Genomic DNA, 18,592 nt, shown 5'->3' on the forward strand with positions numbered 1-18,592 from the left:
GGTGTCCGAGCTACTCGACGACCCAGCGCTGGAACGATCCTCGGTGGTCGCCAACAATTCGATGAATCGCACTCGCGGCCTGGCGGGAGTCAACAGCTACGAACGAGACCTCGGCTTCGACCCGTTCCACCTGCTGTCCGAAACCGTTCGCGCCCAGCCGGATACGACCGTCACCTGGATCGACCTGTGCTGCGGATCCGGCAGGGCGCTCCTCGAGGCCGAACAGCGCTTCACCCGCGACCTCCCCGACGCCGATATCACCCTCCTGGGCGTCGACCTGATCGACTACTTCCAGACCCGGCCGCACACGAACCGCCTGCGCCTGATCACCGCCAGCGTCCATGACTGGCACCCCGATCGCCCCGCCGACCTGGTCACCTGCGTGCACGGCCTGCACTACATCGGCGACAAACTAGCACTCCTGTCCGCCATGGCCGGCTGGCTCACCCCGACCGGCCGCCTCACCGCACACTTCGACCCACACTCCATCCGAAACCCCGACGGCTCCTCCGCCGCCCGAAAAGTACTGGCGCACTTACGCACCGCGGGCCTGCACTACGACCGCCGCCACCATCGCCTCACCGCCCAAGGCCCCCGACCCCTGACCTTCCCCGCCACCTACCTGGGCGCCGACGACACCTCCGGCCCCGGCTACACCGGCCAGCCCGCAGTCACCTCCCATTACAGCTGGTAGCCCGCCGCCAACGGGGCTACATGCGGGGCTTGAGGCGGGGGCGGCGGATTGTGTTGAGGCGGGTGATGATTCGGGGGCGGCGGAGGTCTCGGGCGAACCATTCGCCGAGGGTTACCCCTGCCGCGAGGGCGCAGCCGACTGCGAAGGCGCTGAAGAGTTGGTTCAGGCCGATCAGTTGTTCGTTGTTGAGGAGGGCGTAGAGGCCGCGGTAGACGCGGAGGCCGGGGAGTAGGGGGGTGATGCCTGCCAGGGTGACGACGAGGGGTGGGGTCAGGGCGCGGCGGGCCAGGAGGCCACCGGCGAGACCCACGACGACGGCCGCCACGCCGGAGGAGATTACGGGGCCGAAGCCTGCGTGTTGGACCAGGAGGTAGACGACCGTGGCGGCCGCGCCGCTGAAGGCCGCTGCCGCGAGGGCGCGGCGTTCGGCGTAGCACGCCAGGGCGAAGGCCAGGGAGGTGATCGCGCCGGCGAGGAGTTTGACCGGGAGGTTGGTCAGGTCGCGGCCGGGGGACATGTCGACGGTGGGGACGGTGAACTCCATGAGTTCGGCCACGCGCAGGGTGAGCACGATGCCCGCGATGATGCCGCCGGTCATCATGACCACCTCGAGCATGCGGGCCGAGGCGGTGATGGGCGCACCGGTGATGGCGTCCTCGACCGAGCCGACGAGCTGTAAACCGGCCAGCAGCACGGCGATTCCGGCCGCGATGATCAGCGCGGGATCCAGCTTCAGATGACTTGCGAAGGTGGACACCAGGACCGCGGGCGATGCCGCTATCGCACCGCCGACCATGTGCTGGAAGAAGAAGGGCAGACCGCGGCGGTTCAACCGGCGATTGGTGCGGTCGATCAGCCAGGTGGTCGCGAAACTGATTGCCGCGATCAGCAGTCCGCCGTTCAGCAGCAAGGCCACCCCGGCCGCCATGAACGCCCACCCGAAGGTGGAGATCCACCGGTTGTACGGATGCGGCGCGGAGGTGATGGCGTCCAGTGCCTCGAGGGCTTCCTCGGGCGGCACCAACTCGCGGCGAATACGCCGGGTGAGCCGATCCACCGCCGCCAATCGCGTGAAATCCAGCGACCGGTAATGTACAACGCGCATGGTGCTCGCGGGCGGCATCGTCGGCCCGCGATCGGCCGAAATACGAATCGAGTTATAGGTGACATCGATATCGCAATTGGAGAGCCCGTAGGTCGAGGCGATGAATTCGATTTGATCCGTGGTGTCGGTGACAGCGGTTCCGGCCGCGAGGACCACTTCTCCTACCCGCTCCGCGAGGTCCAAAACCTGGGTGACCGTCGCGTCATCGGTCAGATCGATCGGCTGCAGCGGCGCGGGCGCCTCCACAACCGCGTCCGCCATCGCATTGCGGTCGGCCACCGCGCGATCGACGACGCTGGTCAGCAGTAGTCGCCACCGCCCGCGCAGGCCCGCCACGGCCCCGCGAGGTTCGGTAGCCAGATCATTGCTCACAGGAGAAAAGTACACGGGTGCGATAGATCACCGGGTCGACCAGGTCTATGCAAGTAGTGTTTTGAACTATGGCGAACGGTGGCGATCAGATAGCGGAACATCTACGCGCGGCCCTCGATGGTTCGTGGCGACATGTGCGGGAGAAGGCCCGCGAACACCTCGAGGACGACCGCCTTTACGGCGACCCCTACCTCGATTACAAATCCGCGCGAGCGCGGGTGCTGGAACAAATGCATCTGGTGTCCTCCTTCGGATGGGCCGAACTCGGCTTCGGTCGCATTTCCGGTGGCGCGAGCGATCCCGGCGGGGCCGTGACCGCGCTCGAGATGCTTGCCTACACCGACCTGTCGCTGTGGGTGAAATGCGGTGTGCAGTGGGGACTTTTCGGCGGCGCGGTGGACAACCTCGGCACCGAACGGCATCAGCAGTACATCGAGAAACTGCTGCCGCTGGAATTGCTCGGCTGTTTCGCCATGACCGAAACCGGTCACGGCAGCGATGTGGCCAATCTGGAGACCACGGCCACCTACGACCCCGCGACCCAGGAATTCGTCGTACACAGCCCAACTCCCTCCTCGCGCAAGGACTACATCGGCGGCGCCGCCGAACACGCCCGCATGGCAGCGGTTTTCGCGCAGCTGGTGACCGGCGGTGAGACCCGGGGCGTGCATTGCTTCCTGGTGCCGATCCGCGATGACGAGGGCCGTGATCTGCCCGGCGTCACCACCTCCGACGACGGTCTCAAAGGCGGTCTGCCCGGCGTCGACAATGGCCGAATCCTGTTCGACCAGGTGCGAATTCCGCGTGAGAATCTGCTCAATCGCTATGCCGACGTCGCACCCGACGGTACCTACAGTTCCGAGATCGTCAACCCCAGCCGTCGCTTCTTCACCACCCTCGGCACCCTCGTGCGGGGCCGGGTCAGCGTCGGCGGCGCGGCCGCCGCGGCCGCCCGCGTGGCGCTGAGCATCGCCGTCCGCTACGCCGAACAGCGCCGCCAATTCGCCGATCCCGATACCGGCGAAGAGACCGTGCTGATGGACTACCGCAGCCATCAGCGCCGCCTGCTGCCGCTGGTGGCCCGCGCCTACGCACTGCAATTCGCGCAGAACGATCTGGTACGCCGCATGCACCTGGTGCAGACCGGCCAGGACCTCGCACCCGGCGCTCAGCGTGCACTCGAGAAGCGCGCCGCCGGATTCAAGGTCGCCCAGACCCGGCACGCCACCCGCACCATTCAGGAATGCCGCGAAGCCTGCGGCGGCGCGGGCTATCTCACCGAGAACCGGCTCGTCACCCTCAAGGCCGACAGCGATGTGTTCACCACCTTCGAGGGCGACAACCTGGTGCTGACCCAGCTGGTCGCGAAGGATCTGCTCACCGCCTACTCCGATGAGGTCCGCGATCTGGACGCCCTGGGCTGGGTCAAGTTCGCCGCCACCATCGCTCGCGATGAGGTGCGCGAACGCTCGGGCGTGCGCCAGCTCATCCAGCGCCTGCGCGACCGCACCGGGGAGAGCGTCGACGACGGCGATCTGTCCCGCCGCGCGGTGCAGCTGCAACTGTTCGCCGACCGCGAGGACTATCTGGTTCGCACCGCCGGGCATCGACTTCGCGCCCGCGCCAAGGAAACCGGGCCGTTCGAGGCGTTCAACAATGCCCAGGACCACATTCTGGCGGCGGGCACCGCGCATATCGACCGCCTGGTGCTGGAGGCGTTCATCGAAGGTATCGCGGGCATCGAGGACGACGAGGCCCGCGAACTCGCCGAAACCGTCTGCGATCTCTTCGTTTACACCTCGCTCGAGGAGAACCAGGCGTGGTACATCATGCACCGGTTCATGTCGGTGGAACGCGCCAAGAACGTCCGGCGCGGGGTCAATGAACTGGTGGATCGCCTGCGCCCCAGCGCCTTGACCCTCATCGACGGTCTCGGCGTACCCGAGAAGATGCTGCGCGCCGCCATGCTCGAATCGCCCGCGCCGTAGCGATCGCCACACCCGCACTGCCGCACCATGAACCATGGTGCGGCAGTGTCTCGTTGAGATATGTGACACATTCGATGCCGATCGAGCCGAACGGTCCCGGCGCATAGTTTGTACTACATGAAGTAGTAGAAGCTATCGACACGGGGTGGAGAACAATGTCGACGACCATGGCGCGGTGCGCGATTCGCGCGGGAGGGCTCCGATGATCACCAGGCTCATCACACCGGCGATCCGCGCACCGAAACTGGTGCTGGCCCTGGTGGGCATCGCGTTCCTGCTGTGCGGCGTACTGGGTTCCCAGGCCGCCGCCCGGCTGACCAACGGCGGCTTCGTCGCCTCGGACTCCGAATCCGCCATGGCGGCGGACATACTGGCGCAGAACTTCGGCATGTCCGGAATGCAATTGGTGCTGACCCTCGAATCCGACGGCGGCGCGCAGGGACCGGCGGCCACCGCCCGCGGTAAGGACATAGCCACCCGCCTGAAGAGCGACAACCGCGTCGTCAAGGCCGTATCCCTGTGGACCGAACCGCAATTGAGCTCCACCCTGATCAGCCGCGACGGCAAGATCGGGCTGATCGTGGCCAGCGTGCGCGGCGATGAGAACACCGCACCCGCCGCCGCGGCCGATATCGCGAAGGAATACCTCGGCAGCCGCGACGGCATCACCATTCACGCGGGCGGTCAGGGCATGGTGTGGTCCGAGACCGGTAAACAGACCCAGCACGACCTCGCCCTCGCCGAGGCCATCGCACTGCCGCTCACCATCGTGCTGCTCATCTGGTTCCTCAGAAGCGCTGTGGCGGCGGCCATTCCATTCATCACCGGTATCGCCGCCATCGCGGGCACCAGCGCACTGCTGTATCTGGTGACGCTGTTCATGGACCTGTCGGTGTTCGCGCTGAACATCACCACCGCGATCGGCCTGGCGCTGGCCATCGACTACTCCCTGCTCATCATCGGCCGCTATCGCGAGGAGATAGCGAACGGCCGGGATCGCGAGCAGGCGCTCATCCTGGCCATGCAGCGCGGCGGCCGCGCGGTCGCCTTCTCCGGGACCACGGTCGGCATCGCGCTCATCGGAATGCTGTTCTTCCCCACCACATTCCTGCGTTCGCTCGCCGTGGCCGGGCTCGCGGTGGTGGCGCTGTCCATCGTGCTCAGCCTGACCCTGGTACCGGCATTGCTGGCCGTGCTCGGTGAACGCATCAATCGCAAACCGCTGCGCGAGGCCCGGCCGGTGCGGGAAAGCTTCCTGTACCGCGTCGCCCGGGTCGTACAGCGCAGGCCCGCGCTGTGCGCGCTGCCCGTACTGGCGCTGCTGATCATGTTGGGGCTGCCCATCTTCGGGCTGAAACTCGGTATGCCCGATGACCGCGTGCTGCCCACCTCGCTGGAATCGCGTCAGGTCGGCGATCTACTGCGCGAACGCTTCGACGACAATGCCACCGGCACAGTGCATATCGTGTTCCAGCTGCCCAACCGCTATGCGCAACTCGGTGACCTGAGCGCGTATTCGTCTGCGCTGTCACAGGTTTCGGAGGTCAAGGCGGTCACCGGTCCGGCGGGCACCTATGTCGGCGGCAAACTCGCCGGTCCCGCCGATCCGGCGGGCACCGACGGCGACGGCGGCGCGCACCTGACCATCACCAGCGGCGTGGACCCGTATTCCACCGGGGGACAACAGCAATTGACCGCATTGCGCGCGGTGGCACAGCCCGCGGGCGTCACCACGCTGTTCGGCGGTCTCGCCCAGCAGAACGCCGACTCCGCCGCGGGCATCAAGGAGGGCTTCCCGAGGGCGGTCATCTGGATCGCCCTGACGACCTTCATCCTGCTGCTCCTGCTCGCCGGCAGCGTGGTGCTCCCGCTCAAGGCGCTGGTGCTCAATATCCTCTCGCTCTCGGCGACCTTCGGCGCGCTGGTCTGGATCTTCCAGGACGGCCACCTGGGCGGCCTCGGGACCCTGGCCACCGGATACACCATCGCCACCCTGCCGGTGCTGCTGTTCTGCGTGGCCTTCGGGCTCTCGATGGACTACGAGGTCTTCCTGCTCGCCCGCTTCACCGAGGAATGGGAGCGCTCGGACAAGACCCGTGCCGACAACGACAACGCGGTGGCACTGGGCATCGCGCGCTCGGGCCGCATCGTCACCGCCGCCGCCCTGCTCATGTCCGTGATCTTCCTCGGCATCGCGACCAGCGGGGTCACCATGAATCGCATGCTCGGCCTCGGTCTGGCGGTCGCGGTACTGATGGACGCCACCCTGGTGCGCATGGTGCTCGTCCCGGCCTTCATGCGACTGATGGGCACCGCCAACTGGTGGGCCCCGGCACGATCGCGCCCACTGCTGGAGAAAGCCGCGCTGCGGGACTGAGTCCGATTCGCGGCTATCGTGGCGGCGTGACCCGATCGATCGCGCCCGCCCCGAACCGGCTGGATTCCCTGGCCAGGCACGCCGCGTTACCCGCGCTGATCCTGGCGGCCGTGATCGTGACCGTCGTTGTGCCGCAATTCTTTCCGGCCGACGGCGGCCCGACCGGTCTGGACAATTCGCTGGACGGGCATATCCACTCGTCCTTCGACGGGCACCAGTGGCTGTATCGACTGCTGGTCGCACCGAGCAACAACTACATCGTCATTCCGCTGCAATTGGGCGCGGCGGCATGGTTCGGCTATCGGCGGCATTGGTGGGCCGCCGGGTTCATGATCATCGGCCCGGAGCTGGCGATCCTGGTGAACTCGTTCGCGCTCAAGCCATTCTGGGACCGGCACCTGCACCACTATCTCGCCTACCCCAGCGGCCACACCGTGCAACTGGTCGCGGTGGTGACCGCGCTGGCATTGATCAGCGAATCGGCGCGGGCGCGGGTGACGATTGTGGTGATCATGGCCGTGGTGCTGCCCGCGGTCCTGGTCGGCATGGTGGGTATGGGCTATCACCATCCCACCGATGTCATCGGCGGGACCGCCGCCGCCATCGCGATGGTGACGGCGGCCTACCTACCCTGGCGCTGGTATCTCACGCGCCGGGCCGAACCGCTCAGCCGTACGCCACAACTCCCGCGATGATCACCCACAGCACCCACAGCACCGCCACGATCATGCCGAGCATGAGCATCACCCGCATGAACCCGCGGCCGAAATTGATATCCCCGCGCTCGCGCGGATACAGCTGCGCCGGTGCGAACCACGGGGTCGGCACTCGGAACGAACCCCCGGCCGCGGCCGCGTCGGCCTCCAATTGCGCCTGCTCCTCGGCATAGGCCTCGGCCTGCGCCTGCTGCGGGCCACCGTGCCACAGCGTGATGTCCACCGGACCCAGGAAGCCTTCGTTCAGCAGGTCCTGCGGTGCGGGCAGATACGGCAGAATTCCGAGCCCGCGGAACGCCCACGCCACATCATTGGCCGACCACTGCGGCCGCCCGCGCGAGGACAGGCCGACGAAATAATCGTGCAGCCGCTTGGGATCATCACCGACCAGCACCTCGAAACTGGGATCGCTCCACAGCTGGGTCACCCGCAGTTTGGAATCCGGCGGCGGCACCACCAGCACCGCGCCGTGCACCACGCGCTGCCCCAGCCCGCGCTCGGCCAGCCAATTCTGTAGCGCGAAGGTGTGATCGCGGGATTTGTCCAGCGGCGTGCGCTTGTCATTGCCCTCGAAGTTGATCAGCTTGTCGCCGACCCGCCACGGCCCGTTGAGCGGCACCTCGAGCTCGCCCTCCATGCGCTCCACCAGGGCCTCGGCCTCGATGACCACACAGCTGGACGGCGTCCAGATCACCGCGTCGAACGGATACAGCCGATCACCGTGGAACAGGCTGCAATTGACGGTCGCCACACCCTTGGGATCGCCGCTGCCCTTCCAGGTGCGCAGCCAATCGATCAGAACCTTCTCCGCATGTGTGCCAGCGGGATTCTGCACTCGAACGAGCATCGGCGCCGCACCTCTCTCGTCGAAATCGATACCGGCAGTCAAGAAAATGGTACGGACGGTCCGCACCCGCCGCCCAGATTTGCGGCCTGTCGTGTGTCGGTCGGCGGGTCAGGCCGTCTCGGCCGGTAGCCGGCCTTCCTTCACCGCGGTCACCAGTTGTCCGTGATCGACCTCGACGCGATCGGCGTAGCGCACCGCGAAAGCGGCCACGGCCTCGTCGAATGCCTGCGCGTCGTCGAGGTATCCGGCGACCAGTCGCGGATCCAGCGAGCGCGCGTGCGCCCGGGCCAGCAGCGCGCCCGCCAGCCGCCCGTAATCGTCGAGCAGGCCCGCGTCCAGCGTCGAGGGATCGATGCCGCCCTTGAGATTCCGAAACTGCCGCACGATGAACGGCAACTGCCGCCCCTCGATGGTCAGCGTCGTCCAGCCCAGCAGGATATCCGTCTCGGCCTGAACATGCCTGGCGCCCTGCACGATTCGCTCACCCTCGTGCCGGGCGGGCACCGGCGGCAGATACGGCGTCAGCGCGGACGGCGCGGCCTGCTTGATCTGCAGCACCAGCACCTCGTCGCCATTGCCGTGCAGCAGCGCCAAATAGCTGTGCAGGCCCACACTTCCGGTGCCGACAATGCGGAAAGCGATGTCGGACACCGTGAATCGGGTGATGAGATTGCGGCGCGACTCGCGCAGCGTGCCCACGTAACCGGCGAGCCCGTCGATCACCGCATCGGCCACGCCCGCCCCGACCGGGGTCAACAGCGGCGGATCGGCCACGAACTTGCGTGTGCCGAAACCGGTTTCGTGATCCTCGAGATGTTCGGTCCACTTGCGCACCACTTTGGCGCTGGTGTTCTTGCGCGCCTTCTTGGCCGCCTTGCGGAAATGCTCCAGCAGCGGATCGGCGTCGGCCTTACCGATCACCGATTCGTCCGGCAGCGCCGTCCACGAGGTCAGGAACGGCTGCGCCGCCAGTTCGGCCACCGCCAGTCGATAGGACCGGGCGGCATCGCGCGCCGCGGCCAGGCAGTCGTCCTCCGAGGCTCCGCCCTCTCGGCCCGCCAGCACCAGACTGGCGGCCAGACGCTCCAGATCCCACTCCCAGGGCCCCGGCGCGGTCTCGTCGAAATCATTGATATCCATCACGATCTCACCGCGCGGGGTGCCGTACAGACCGAAGTTCGCCGCATGCGCGTCACCGCACAGCTGCGCCGTCAGCCCACTGCCGGGACCGCCCGCAAGATCAGCCGCCATCAGTCCGGCGGACCCCCGGAAGAACGAATACGGCGATGCCGCCATCCGCCCGATGCGCAGCGGCAGCAGGTGTGGCAAACGTCCGGCATTACTGGCGTCGATGAAGTCGAGCACTCCCGGCCGGGACGCGGACACCGCGGCCCGATCCCGCGATTCGACCGGGGTGCGGTCGCGCAGCGCTCGGCCGCGATCCCACACCTCCTGCGACGACACGGGGGTACGGAAGTCGATCACGTTGGAGCACACAACGTTCCAACCTACCGGCGGCCGCGATCCCACGCGAGACGACCGGAACCACTCGATAAGTGGTCCCGGTCACCGGGATTCAGTGCGCGGGCACCGGCGGATCCACCGGGAAGATCGGCAGCCGCAGCGCACCCGAGGCCGATTCCGGCACGGTCGGCTGTTTGGGCTGCACCGGACTGATCCGCCGATACGGCTGCCCCAGCTCCGGCCGGGGATCGGCGTCATTGCGATTGGGCCAGAACGCCATTGCCCGCTCGGCCTGCGCGGTGATGGTCAGCGACGGATTCACGCCCAGATTCGCCGTCACCGCCGACCCGTCCGCGATATGCAGTCCCGGATAGCCGAAGACCCGCTGATACGGGTCCACCACACCGGCTTCGGGCCCCTCGCCGATCACGCAGCCGCCGATGTAGTGCGCGGTCGCCGGGATATTGAACACATCCATGATCAGCGAGTGCACATCCCCGTCGACCTTCTTGCCGAACCGCCTGCCCACCTCGTGCGCCAGCGGAATCCAGGTCGGATTGGGCTTGCCCGTGCCCTGTCTGGTCTTGAGCTGACCCCAGCGCCGATACGAGGTCAGCGAATTGTCCAGGGACTGCATGACCAGCAGGATCACCGATTTATCGGAGGCATTGCGGGCATTGAGACTGCGCGCGAACACGATCGGATGCAGCAGGATCGCCAGCAGGAAGCGCAGGAACCGGAACGCACCGCCGTCCACGATCGGCACCGACATGGGGAACAGCCCGTTCTGCCCGTGCCCGTAGTGACACACCTCGATATGGGTGTTCGGTTCCGGATGGATCGATGAGGTGATCGCTACGCCCTGCGCGAAATCGTCGCGCCCGTGGCTGACCACATTGAGGATGGCCTCGGAATTGGATCGGGTCAGCTCGCCCAGCCGCGGTGACAGCTCCGGCAGCACATCCTCATCGCGCATCTTGTGCAGCAGTTTCTGGGTGCCCAGCGCGGCGGCGGCGAACACCACCTGCTCCGCGGTGAAGGTCTTGCGGTCCTTGCGAACCCAGCGATCCGAGCGCGCGGTCTCCACCGCGTAACCGCCGCCGACCATGGGCCGCACCTTGGTCACCTCGGTCAGCGCGAACACCGTCGCCCCGGCCTGTTCGGCCAGGTAGAGATAGTTCTTCGGGGTGGTGTTCTTGGCATTGTGCGGGCATCCGGTGAAGCACCGCGCGCAATGGATACAGCCGTTGCGGCGCGGCCCGACGCCACCGAAGTACGGATCCTCGACCTCGGTCCCCGGATCGGCCTCGTTGAAGAACACGCCCACATTCGTGGCATGGAAGGTGTCGGCGACCCCGAGATCCTCCGCGACCGAGCGAATCACCTCGTCGGCGGGCGTCATTCGCGGATTCGGGGTGACCCCCAGCATGCGCTGCGCCTGGTCGTAGTACGGCGCGAGCTCGCTCTTCCAATCGGTGATATGCGCCCACTGCTTATCGGTGTAGAACTCCGGCAGCGGTTCGTAGAGGGTATTGCCGTAGATCAGGGAGCCCCCGCCCACCCCGGACGCGGAGAAGACCGCGCATTTGCCCAGCACGCTGATGCGCTGCGTACCCGTCATGCCCAGGCGCGGAGCCCAGATCGCCTTGCGCACATTCCAGTTGGTCTTGGGGATGTCCTCGGCGTTCCAGCGGCGGCCCGATTCCAGCACGGCCACCCGGTAGCCCTTCTCGGTGAGCCGCAGCGCGCTCACGCTTCCGCCGAAACCGGAGCCGATCACAACGACGTCGTAGTCGAAGTCGGGCATGGGTCTGTCCTCTCGCATGCCGGGATAACAAATGAGAAACTTATCAACTCATTCTGTCATCCGCCGGGTATGGCGGAGACCATACAACAACAAGACTCGCACGCGACCCGCCTGGAGACTCGAGGATCTTTGCGGTAAGACCAGGGTTGTGACAACCGAGCGGAACGCCGAACCGGTGTACAGCGACCGCATCTTCACCGTCCCGAACGTGCTGAGCGCGATCCGGCTGATCGGCGTCCCCGTCTTCCTCTGGCTGCTGCTGGTCCGCGAGGCCGACGGCTGGGCCTTCGCGCTGCTGGTGGCCAGCGGTTTCACCGATTTCCTGGACGGGAAACTCGCACGGCTGCTTGATCAATCGTCCAAGCTGGGCGCGATCCTGGATCCGCTGGTGGATCGGCTCTACCTGCTGGCGACCCTGGCGGGCTTCCTGATTCGCGGCATCCTGCCCTGGTGGGTGGTGGTGATCCTGGTGGCGCGCGACGGCATCCTGACCCTGACCCTCGGCATCTACAAGCGGCGCGGGCTGCCCCCGCCCGAGGTCATCTACCTCGGCAAGGCCGCCACCTTCGCGCTCATGTCCGCGCTGCCGTGGACCCTGGCGGGCCAAATGGATTGGCCCCTGGCAGGTTTCAGCCGTGCCTTCGGCGGGGCATTCCTGGTCTGGGGTACCGCCGTGTACGTCTGGACCGGCATTCTCTACGCGGGCAAAGCCATTGCGGTTGCCCGAGCCATACCGGCCGCATCGCGTGAAGATCAGTAGCCATTAGGGTGTGTGGCGAACGGATCCTCGCCGATCCCGAAAGGACCGCCCGTTGAAAGGACACCGCCAGTGAGCGACCTACCCGACGACCTGCGCTACACCGAGGAACACGAATGGGTGCGCATCGCCGGCCCGGCCCGCGTGCGGGTCGGTATCACCGACTATGCCCAGTCGCAGCTCGGTGATGTCGTGTTCGTGCAGCTGCCCGACACCGACAAAGACGTCGCCAACGGCGACAGCATCGCCGAAGTCGAGTCCACCAAGAGTGTTTCGGACATCTACGCCCCGCTGGCCGGGAAAGTCGTTGCGGTGAACGAGATTCTGACGGCCGAGCCGGAGACCCTCAACACCGATCCCTATGGCGACGGCTGGATCTTCGAACTCGAGCTGGACTCGGCCGAGACCCTCGATGCCGCATACGGTGACCTGCTCGATGCCGCAGGTTATCAAGGAGTTATCGGAGGCTGAAGCAGCCTTCACAGTTCTACCTGCACGGGTACGCCTGGGCAGGGTACGGTCAATGCCAACAGTTCCGCTGAAGGCATCAACTGCTTGCTATGGATTATTCGGTTCGAGGAGGAGAGCAAGGGTGAGCGAGAACAAGGACCCGGGTTACCAGGAGACAGCGGCAGAGACCACTTCGGTGTTCCGTGCTGATTTCCTGAACGAGGTCGACACGTCGCGCCCTGAGCAGACCGGCGAACAGCCGGTGCAAGGAGTCGAGGGTCTGCCCGCGGGTGCGGCTCTGCTGGTCGTCAAGCGCGGCCCGAACGCCGGTTCGCGGTTTCTGCTCGATCAGCCCACCACCTCCGCGGGACGTCACCCCGACAGCGACATCTTTCTCGACGATGTCACCGTCAGCCGTCGGCACGCGGAGTTCCGCCAGGACGACGACACCTTCCAGGTCGTCGATGTGGGCAGCTTGAACGGCACCTATGTCAACCGGGAGCCGGTGGATTCCTCGGAGCTGCAGAATGGCGATGAGGTTCAGATCGGCAAGTTCCGTCTCGTGTTCCTCACCGGTCCGCGTCCCGCGTCGAGTGAATCGGCGGCGGGCGCACTATAGGGCCGAGCGGAATGACTGGCGCAGCGCAGTGGACGCGCGGGGGCATGTCGATCGGCTCCGTGCTGGATTTGCTGCGTCCGGATTTCCCGGACATCACCATCTCGAAGATTCGGTTCCTCGAATCGGAGGGATTGATCAGTCCGGAGCGCACTCCTTCGGGGTACCGCAGGTTCCACGTCGCGGACGTGGAACGCCTGCGGTTCGTGCTCACGGCGCAGCGGGATCAGTACCTGCCGCTCAAGGTGATCAAGGAACAGCTGGAAGCGATCGACAGCGGCGCCGCGACGCTCGGAGTACGGGAAGCCCGGGTCCGAGCGGGCGGGGGAGCTGTGTCCGATTCCAGAGATGCTTTGGGGCCCAACGGCGATGGCCGCTTACGGCGGCTCGGCGTCGTGCCCGGTGAGGTATCGCCCGAGGAACTCCGGTTCGATCACGAGATCCGGATTCCGCGGGCGGATCTGTTGCAGCAGGCGGGAATCGACGAGAAGTTCCTCACCGAACTGATTCGCGCGAATCTCATTACGCCCGGTGCGGCAGGCTATTTCGACGCCGACGCGGTGACGCTCGCGCGCACCGCCAAGGCATTGAGTGAATTCGGTTTGGAGGCAAGGCATTTGCGCGCCTTCAAACTTGCCGCGGACCGGGAGGCGGCCATGGTCGCGCAGATCGCCGCGCCCATTGCCAAGAGCCGGGACGCGGACGCTCGCGCCCGTGCGGAGGAGACCGTGCGAGAGTTGGCGGCACTGTCGCTGACCCTGCACACCTGCCTGGTGAAGACCTCCGTGCGTGCTTCGCTCGGAGGCTGAAATCTTCGCCTAGACTCGGTGATACGACTCGCCCCGCTGTGTCGATGGCCGGGCGGTCGGCTGAGTTTATGGGAGGCGTGCGATGAGCGAAATGCGTGTGATCGGCATCCGTGTCGAACAGCCACAGAATCAGCCCGTGCTGTTGCTCCGCGAGGCTTCCGGCGACAGGTACCTACCCATCTGGATCGGGCAGGCCGAGGCGACCGCGATCGTTCTCGAGCAAGAGGGTGTCACTCCCATTCGTCCGCTCACCCACGATCTGATCAAGATCCTCATCAAGGATCTCGGGCACACCTTGAAAGAGGTGCGGATCGTGGATTTGCAGGAGGGCACCTTCTACGCCGATCTGGTGTTCGAGAACGATCTGCGTATCTCCGCGCGGCCCTCGGATTCGGTGGCCATCGCGCTGCGGGTGGGCTGTCCCATCTACGCCGAGGAGCCGGTGCTCGAAGAGGCCGGGCTCGTCATGCCGGATGAGCGCGAGGACGAGGTGGAGAAGTTCAAGGAGTTCCTGGAGTCGGTCTCCCCGGACGATTTCAAGGCCACCGACAGTTAAGTGGGGGCGGCCGAATCGTTACCTCGACCTGTACTTAAGGTCTAGAAACACGCCGCTCGTCACGCTTGGTTCGACGCCGATGCTCCCGGGACAATCAGGAGAGTAGCCTCGACAGTTAGGCCACGCTCCAAACGTCGATGCAGTGTCCGAAATAAGACACGAGCCCGGATAGGCCAGCAGTAAGGGAGTAGTCAGTGGGAGACCAACCGCATACCCAGGATGTGGTGCAGCCAGGGCTGTTCCCCGATGACACGGTGCCGGACGATCTCGTCGGCTACCGGGTGCCCAGCGCCTGCCAGGTCGCCGGGATCACCTATCGGCAGCTCGATTACTGGGCACGGACCGGACTGGTCGTGCCGTCCATCCGCAGCGCCACCGGATCCGGTAGCCAGCGGCTGTACTCGTTCAAGGACATTCTGGTCCTCAAGATCGTCAAACGGCTGCTCGACGCCGGCATCTCGCTGCAGAACATCCGCATAGCGGTGGATCATCTGCGCAGCAGAGGTGTCGAGGATCTGGCCGGGATCACCCTCTTCTCCGATGGCGCGACCGTGTACGAATGCTCCTCGCCCGAGGAAGTCGTCGATTTACTGCAGGGCGGGCAGGGTGTGTTCGGTATCGCGGTCGGCGGCGCCATGCGCGAGTTGACCGGGGCCATCGCCAGTTTCCCGGCCGAGCGGGCCGAGGCCGGTACCGCCACCGAGCGGCCCGAAGACGAGCTCTCGTCGCGTCGCAAGGCCCGGATGGACCGCAAGACCGGATAGCCGTCCGGGGGCGCGCGAGTGTGAAATCGACCCAGGCAACATTCCTGTAACTTGCCGCCCCTTAGACTTGGCAGTGCGTCGCAGCCGTGCGGGAGAGTCCCGGGGATGCAGGCCTTTTCGAAGGCATGCGGAAACCGGGCGCCGAAGGAGCAGCACCTCCCCGTCAATCTCTCAGGCACAAGGGACCGTGCGGAGTTTCGGCGCCTCTGGAAAGCGGTGGTCGCGAGCCACCCGCCCATGGTGAAAGGGGTACGGCCGCAACGGTCGTGCCGCGAATCTCTCAGGCGCCAACGACAGAGGGGGAGGGCAGACGACGCGTCGGCCACCGAGCCGACCCCCGCCCACCCCTTTGGAGAGCAGCCGTGACCTGGACTCGATCCTTCGCCGACCGCCATATCGGACCCGACAGCGGCGAACTCGAGCGCATCCTCGCGACCGTCGGTGTGGAATCGCTGGACGAACTCGCCGCCAAGGCCATCCCGGCCAGCATTCTGGACAGCGACGGGGCCAATGGCCTGGACGCGCTGCCGCCCGCGGTGAACGAGCACGAGGTGCTCGACGCGCTGGCCGCGCTGGCCGGGTCGAATACGGTGGCCACCACCATGATCGGGCTCGGGTACTACGACACCCTCACCCCGCCGGTGCTGGTGCGCAATCTCATCGAGAATCCGGCCTGGTACACCGCGTACACGCCGTATCAGCCCGAGATCAGCCAGGGGCGGCTCGAAGCCCTGCTCAACTTCCAGACCATGGTGTCCGATCTGACCGGGATGGATGTGGCCAACGCGTCCATGCTGGACGAGGCCACCGCCGCCGCCGAGGCCATGACGCTGTTGCAGCGGGCCAATCGGTCGAGCAAATCGCAGCGGCTGCTCATCGACTCCGATCTCTTCCCGCAGACCCGGACCGTGCTGACCACCCGGGCCGAACCGCTCGGGATCGAGATCGTCGAGGCCGATCTGTCCGGCGGGGAGCTGCCCGAGGGTGACTTCTTCGGCGTGATCGTGCAGCAGCCGGGCGCCTCCGGCAAGATCGTGGACTGGACCGCGGTCATCGAAACCGCCCATGCGCGTGGAGCTCTCGTCGCGGTGGGCGCGGATCTGCTTGCGGCGACGCTGATCACCTCGCCGGGGGAGCAGGGCGCGGACGCCTGCTTCGGCACCAGCCAGCGGTTCGGTGTGCCGCTCGGGTACGGCGGGCCGCACGCGGGCTACCTCGCGGTGCGGACCCAGCACGCGCGGCAGCTGCCGGGTCGGCTGGTCGGCGTCTCGGTGGACGCGGACGGCAATACCGCCTACCGGCTCGCGCTGCAAACCCGTGAGCAGCACATTCGCCGGGAGAAGGCGACCTCGAACATCTGCACCGCGCAGGTGCTGCTGGCCATCGTGGCCGCCATGTACGCCTCGTACCACGGTGCGGACGGGCTCAAGTCGATCGCGCGGCGGGTGCACGGGCACGCGCAGTGGCTGGCCGCCGGGCTCGGCGACGCGGTCGTGCACCAGAGTTTCTTCGATACCGTGCTGGTGAATGTGCCGGGCGGCGCGGAAGCCATTGTGGCCAAGGCGAAGGGCGCGGGCATCAACCTGCGGCTGGTCGACGCCGATCATGTCGGCATCGCCTGCGATGAGGCGACCACCGACGCGCACGTGGTGGCGGTGCTGGACTGCTTCGGCGCGGAGATTCCGGTCGGGCCGGAGGGTGCGCTCTTCCACGGGAAGCAGCGCCCGCATATCGAGAACCGGACCTCGGAGATGCTGACGCATCCGGCATTCACCCGGTACCGCACCGAAACCGCCATGATGCGGTACCTGCGGTCGCTGTCGGACAAGGATATTGCCTTGGACCGCAGCATGATTCCGCTGGGATCGTGCACCATGAAGCTCAATGCGGCCGCGGAGATGGAGTCCATCACCTGGCCGGGATTCAACCGGGTGCATCCGTACGCGCCCGTCGAGGACGCGCCGGGCCTGATCCGGCTGATCGAGGATCTCGAGGGCTGGCTGTCCGCCGTCACCGGATACGACCGGGTGTCGTTGCAGCCCAATGCCGGTAGTCAGGGTGAGTACGCGGGACTGCTCGCGATCCGGCGCTACCACCTCGATCGCGGTGATACGCACCGTGATACCTGCCTGATCCCGTCCAGCGCGCACGGCACCAATGCGGCGTCGGCGGCCATGGTCGGTATGCGGGTGGAGGTCGTCAAGACCCGTGCGAACGGTGACGTCGACCTCGACGATCTGCGGGCCAAGATCGCCGATCACGCGGATCGGCTGGCCTGCATCATGATCACCTACCCGTCCACGCACGGCGTGTACGAGCACGAGGTCGCCGAACTGTGCGCCATGGTGCACGATGCGGGCGGTCAGGTGTACGTCGACGGTGCGAACCTCAATGCTCTTGTCGGCGTTGCCCGTCCGGGCCGGTTCGGCGGCGATGTCAGCCACCTGAACCTGCACAAGACCTTCTGCATTCCGCACGGCGGCGGCGGTCCGGGCGTCGGTCCGGTCGCGGTGCGCGAACACCTGGCGCAGTACCTGCCCGGCGATCCGCTGGAAGCGGGTTCGCACGCGGTCTCGGCGGCCAAGTACGGTTCCGCCTCGATCCTGCCGATCACCTGGTCCTACATTCGCATGATGGGCGCGGACGGCCTGCGCCGTGCCACCCTGACCGCCATCGCGTCCGCGAATTACATTGCGCGCCGGTTGGATCCGCACTTCCCGGTGCTGTTCACCGGTGACAACGGCATGGTCGCGCACGAGTGCATCCTGGATCTGCGCGAGATCACCAAGCGTACCGGTGTCACGGTTGACGATGTGGCAAAGCGCCTGGCGGACTACGGTTTCCACGCACCCACCATGAGCTTCCCGGTGGCGGGCACCCTCATGGTGGAGCCCACCGAGAGCGAAAACCTCGAAGAGATCGACGCTTTCATCGATGCGATGATCGCTATCAAGGGTGAGATCGATCAGGTCGAGGCCGGGGTGTGGCCGGTGGAAGACAACCCGCTGCGCGGCGCACCGCACACCGCGCAGTGCCTGGTCGGCGACTGGGATCACCCCTACAGCCGCGAAATCGCCGTCTACCCACAGGGTTTGCACGGCGCTCGCGCCAAGGTATGGCCGTCGGTCCGTCGCATCGACGGCGCCTACGGCGACCGCAACCTGGTCTGCTCCTGCCCCCCGATCGACTCCTACGCCGACTGATACGGGTCGATAGTGAAGCGCCCCACCGGTTTTCCGGTGGGGCGCTCGGCTGTTCCGGGCATAGGGT

At 66.3% G+C, this 18,592-nt stretch carries 15 protein-coding genes and 1 riboswitch; of the genes, 11 read left to right on the forward strand and 4 right to left on the reverse strand.

Annotation, left to right across the window (positions count from 1 at the left end):
* The first annotated feature begins 1 nt into the window (after position 1).
* Positions 2 to 694, forward strand: coding sequence for a class I SAM-dependent methyltransferase (locus tag ACFVUS_RS02275; protein ID WP_387761332.1), 693 nt, complete (start codon positions 2 to 4; stop codon positions 692 to 694).
* Between the two features lie 16 nt (positions 695 to 710).
* On the opposite strand, the gene ACFVUS_RS02280 is transcribed toward ACFVUS_RS02275, so the two are convergent.
* Entirely contained in the window at positions 711 to 2,060 is a 1,350-nt protein-coding gene (locus ACFVUS_RS02280) for a threonine/serine exporter ThrE family protein (RefSeq protein WP_387765358.1), read from the reverse strand.
* A 179-nt stretch (positions 2,061 to 2,239) separates the two neighbouring features.
* Between ACFVUS_RS02280 and ACFVUS_RS02285 the strand changes: the two genes are divergently transcribed.
* From ACFVUS_RS02285 to ACFVUS_RS02295, 3 genes are all read left to right on the forward strand, one after another.
* Entirely contained in the window at positions 2,240 to 4,159 is a 1,920-nt protein-coding gene (locus ACFVUS_RS02285; RefSeq protein ID WP_387761334.1) for an acyl-CoA dehydrogenase, read from the forward strand.
* A 145-nt stretch (positions 4,160 to 4,304) separates the two neighbouring features.
* On the forward strand, positions 4,305 to 6,536 hold the full coding sequence (locus ACFVUS_RS02290; RefSeq protein ID WP_387761335.1) for an MMPL family transporter: 2,232 nt from the start codon (positions 4,305 to 4,307) through the stop codon (positions 6,534 to 6,536).
* A 26-nt stretch (positions 6,537 to 6,562) separates the two neighbouring features.
* A complete protein-coding gene (locus tag ACFVUS_RS02295) occupies positions 6,563 to 7,231 on the forward strand; it encodes a phosphatase PAP2 family protein (RefSeq protein ID WP_387761336.1) in 669 nt (222 codons plus the stop codon).
* On the opposite strand, the gene ACFVUS_RS02300 is transcribed toward ACFVUS_RS02295, so the two are convergent.
* The 3 genes from ACFVUS_RS02300 to ACFVUS_RS02310 form a co-directional block, all read right to left on the reverse strand.
* The gene (locus ACFVUS_RS02300) at positions 7,203 to 8,087 is read right to left on the reverse strand and encodes a nuclease-related domain-containing protein (protein WP_387761337.1); all 885 of its coding nucleotides are present in this window, start codon (positions 8,085 to 8,087) and stop codon (positions 7,203 to 7,205) included. The two genes, ACFVUS_RS02295 and ACFVUS_RS02300, sit on opposite strands and share 29 nt — an antisense overlap.
* A 120-nt stretch (positions 8,088 to 8,207) precedes the next feature.
* Positions 8,208 to 9,563: a DUF2252 domain-containing protein gene (locus tag ACFVUS_RS02305; RefSeq protein ID WP_387761339.1), complete on the reverse strand. Its 1,356-nt coding sequence runs from the start codon at positions 9,561 to 9,563 to the stop codon at positions 8,208 to 8,210.
* A gap of 112 nt (positions 9,564 to 9,675) precedes the next feature.
* Positions 9,676 to 11,370: a GMC oxidoreductase gene (locus ACFVUS_RS02310; RefSeq protein ID WP_387761340.1), complete on the reverse strand. Its 1,695-nt coding sequence runs from the start codon at positions 11,368 to 11,370 to the stop codon at positions 9,676 to 9,678.
* Positions 11,371 to 11,518: 148 nt separating this feature from the next.
* On the opposite strand from ACFVUS_RS02310, the gene ACFVUS_RS02315 reads away from it, so the two are divergent.
* The 7 genes from ACFVUS_RS02315 to gcvP all read left to right on the forward strand — a co-directional run bounded on the left by ACFVUS_RS02315 (position 11,519) and on the right by gcvP (position 18,525).
* Positions 11,519 to 12,130 carry a CDP-alcohol phosphatidyltransferase family protein gene (locus ACFVUS_RS02315; RefSeq protein WP_387761341.1) on the forward strand — a complete coding sequence of 204 codons (612 nt, stop codon included), beginning with the start codon at positions 11,519 to 11,521 and terminating at the stop codon, positions 12,128 to 12,130.
* Between the two features lie 69 nt (positions 12,131 to 12,199).
* Positions 12,200 to 12,598, forward strand: coding sequence for a glycine cleavage system protein GcvH (gcvH, locus tag ACFVUS_RS02320; RefSeq protein ID WP_364633655.1), 399 nt, complete (start codon positions 12,200 to 12,202; stop codon positions 12,596 to 12,598).
* A gap of 121 nt (positions 12,599 to 12,719) precedes the next feature.
* The gene (garA, locus tag ACFVUS_RS02325) at positions 12,720 to 13,196 is read left to right on the forward strand and encodes a glycogen accumulation regulator GarA (protein WP_364633657.1); all 477 of its coding nucleotides are present in this window, start codon (positions 12,720 to 12,722) and stop codon (positions 13,194 to 13,196) included.
* A 44-nt stretch (positions 13,197 to 13,240) separates the two neighbouring features.
* On the forward strand, positions 13,241 to 14,002 hold the full coding sequence (locus ACFVUS_RS02330; protein ID WP_375967127.1) for a MerR family transcriptional regulator: 762 nt from the start codon (positions 13,241 to 13,243) through the stop codon (positions 14,000 to 14,002).
* 82 nt (positions 14,003 to 14,084) lie between these two features.
* On the forward strand, positions 14,085 to 14,558 hold the full coding sequence (locus tag ACFVUS_RS02335) for a bifunctional nuclease family protein (protein ID WP_067570905.1): 474 nt from the start codon (positions 14,085 to 14,087) through the stop codon (positions 14,556 to 14,558).
* Between the two features lie 194 nt (positions 14,559 to 14,752).
* Positions 14,753 to 15,322: a MerR family transcriptional regulator gene (locus ACFVUS_RS02340; RefSeq protein WP_364633662.1), complete on the forward strand. Its 570-nt coding sequence runs from the start codon at positions 14,753 to 14,755 to the stop codon at positions 15,320 to 15,322.
* Between the two features lie 79 nt (positions 15,323 to 15,401).
* A riboswitch (glycine riboswitch) is annotated at positions 15,402 to 15,520 on the forward strand.
* Between the two features lie 164 nt (positions 15,521 to 15,684).
* Complete coding sequence (gcvP, locus tag ACFVUS_RS02345; RefSeq protein WP_387761342.1) at positions 15,685 to 18,525, forward strand: aminomethyl-transferring glycine dehydrogenase; 2,841 nt, start codon at positions 15,685 to 15,687, stop codon at positions 18,523 to 18,525.
* The last annotated feature ends 67 nt before the right edge of the window (positions 18,526 to 18,592 follow it).

Source organism: Nocardia sp. NPDC058058, assembly GCF_042885355.1.
In the GTDB taxonomy this organism is placed as follows: Bacteria; Actinomycetota; Actinomycetes; order Mycobacteriales; family Mycobacteriaceae; genus Nocardia.